The 2,035-nt window shown below is 71.8% G+C and carries 2 protein-coding genes; one reads left to right on the forward strand and one right to left on the reverse strand.

Features of this window, described 5'->3' with window-relative positions; translation table 11 throughout:
* Positions 1-997, forward strand: a 997-nt coding sequence (locus ACTIR_RS20965) for a glycoside hydrolase family 3 N-terminal domain-containing protein (protein WP_233345789.1), incomplete at its 5' end; no start/stop codon positions are given.
* 56 nt (positions 998-1,053) lie between these two features.
* On the opposite strand, the gene ACTIR_RS0100630 is transcribed toward ACTIR_RS20965, so the two are convergent.
* Positions 1,054-1,494, reverse strand: a complete 441-nt coding sequence (locus ACTIR_RS0100630; protein ID WP_026452837.1) for an SsgA family sporulation/cell division regulator — start codon at positions 1,492-1,494, stop codon at positions 1,054-1,056.
* Positions 1,495-2,035 lie beyond the last annotated feature (541 nt).

Below are 2,035 nucleotides of genomic sequence, written 5' to 3' on the forward strand. Positions count from 1 at the left end.
CGGGGAGTGCGCCGACGTCATCTCCGGGCTCTCCACCCGGGAGCGGCTCGCGCAGCTGCTGGTGGTCGGGGTGCCGCCGGACGACCCGGAGGCGGCGGTGGAGCGGGTCCGCGAGCACGGGCTCGGCGGCGTGTTCATCGGGGGCAACGCCACCGCGTTGTTCACCGGGGACGCGCTCGGCCGGATGCAGGAGGCCGCGGACCTGCCGGTGTCGGTGGCCGTGGACGACGAGGGTGGCCGGGTGCAGCGCCTGGACGACCTCGTCGGCGACATCCCGAGTGCCCGGGAGATGGCCCGCACGATGTCGCCGGACGAGGTGCGCGAGCTGGCCCGCGAACGCGGTGAGCAGATGCGGGAGTACGGCGTCACCGTCGACTACGCCCCGGTGCTCGACCTGACCGAGGGCGCCGCGGGCGGGGTGATCGGCGACCGCTCGTTCAGCGCCGATCCGCAGACGGCCACCGAGTACGCGCTCGCCTTCTCCGAGGGGCTCGCGGAGGCCGGCATCCGGCCGGTGGTCAAGCACTTCCCCGGACACGGCCGCGCCGACGGCGACTCGCACCAGGAGCTGGTGACCACGCCGCCGCTCGACGAACTCCGGGAGCAGGACCTGGTGCCCTACGAGAGCCTCGGGGAGTTCCCCGCCGACACCGGTGTCATGGTCGGCCACCTGAACGTGCCGGGGCTCACCGACGGCGAACCGTCGTCGGTGTCCGCGCCCGCCTACGAGCTGCTCCGGCAGGACTACTCCTTCGACGGGGTCGTGGTCACCGACGACCTGGGCGCCATGCGGGCGATCTCCGACCGCTACCCGCTGCCGGAGGCGGTGCTGCGGGCGCTGCAGGCCGGGGCGGACCGGCCGCTGTGGTCGTCCGGGGGCGATGTCGGCCCGGTGCTCGACCGGCTGGAACGGGCCGTGGCCGACGGCGAGCTGTCCACCGAAACCGTCACCGAGTCGCTGAACCGGGTGTTGTCGGACAAGGGCGTCTGCGGCTGACCGCGCTCCGGCCGAATCGGCGGCGCCCCTGAGGCGCACCCCGGTCGGGGTGCGCCTCAGGGGCGTGCGGTGGTGAGGTTCGCGATCACCGCGTCCAGGTCGAGGTGCCGCCCCTCGGAGCCCGGCGGCACCCGGGAGAGGGTCTCGTCGAGGAACAGGCACACGTCCTGCCTGCTGATCTCCACGGTGGCGTAACCGTCGGGCGACTCCAGTTCGATGACGAGCACGTCTCCGTTCCCGTCCGGGAGGTCGTCCTGCGCCGAGAGGTCGGGGCGGATACGGATGTCGCCGATCCCCGCGGGCTCGGACAGCCCGGTGAGCAACAGGTCGCGGGCGAACTCCCACTCGACCCACTCTCCCGGCTCCACCCGGAAGGCGAGGGCCACCGTGAAGGGCTCGTCCACCGTGAAGGCGAGTCTCGACAGAACCGGGCTCGCGCAGCCGTTGAGATACACGAACTGGCTCTGCTGTACGGCGTTGTTGGCGTTGTCGTCCACGGCACGCTCCCTGTTCCTCCGTGCCGCCCGCCTGGCGCGCGCGGTCCTCTACTAAGAAAGACGTCCGAGCGGCGCTGAGGTAATGCGCCATTCGGGCGAATCTTGCCGTCGGAGACGCACAGTGAAGCAGGCCTCGGGTCTACTGCCCCGGGCGGGGAGTGGCGCGCGACCTGGGAAACCTCCCGTCTCCGACGGGTCGGTGGGTCAGGTATTCACTCGATCGAGTCGTGTTTGTCAGGTGACCGGAGTTCACGCGTGACAGCGGCCGATCGGGGCGGTAAACACCGAGTGGATCTTTTCGGTGGGCGCGTGCGTCGGGGGACGTACGGGAAGTGCAGCGAATTCGGGGGTGCGTGGTGATGGAGGGACGACCGTGATGGCGCCCGACGTTCTGCGCAGGACACCGCACGACGACGGGCTGCTCGACCGGACGGGCATTCTCTGCGCGAGCACCCCCGTCCGGCGGCACACCGCGGCCGACCCGGAGGACGATCCGCCGGACGCGGTCCCGCGGGTGCCCCGGTCCAGCCTCGCCGGAGCG

It is taken from the genome of Saccharomonospora iraqiensis subsp. iraqiensis (genome assembly GCF_000430445.1).
GTDB lineage: Bacteria > Actinomycetota > Actinomycetes > Mycobacteriales > Pseudonocardiaceae > Saccharomonospora > Saccharomonospora iraqiensis.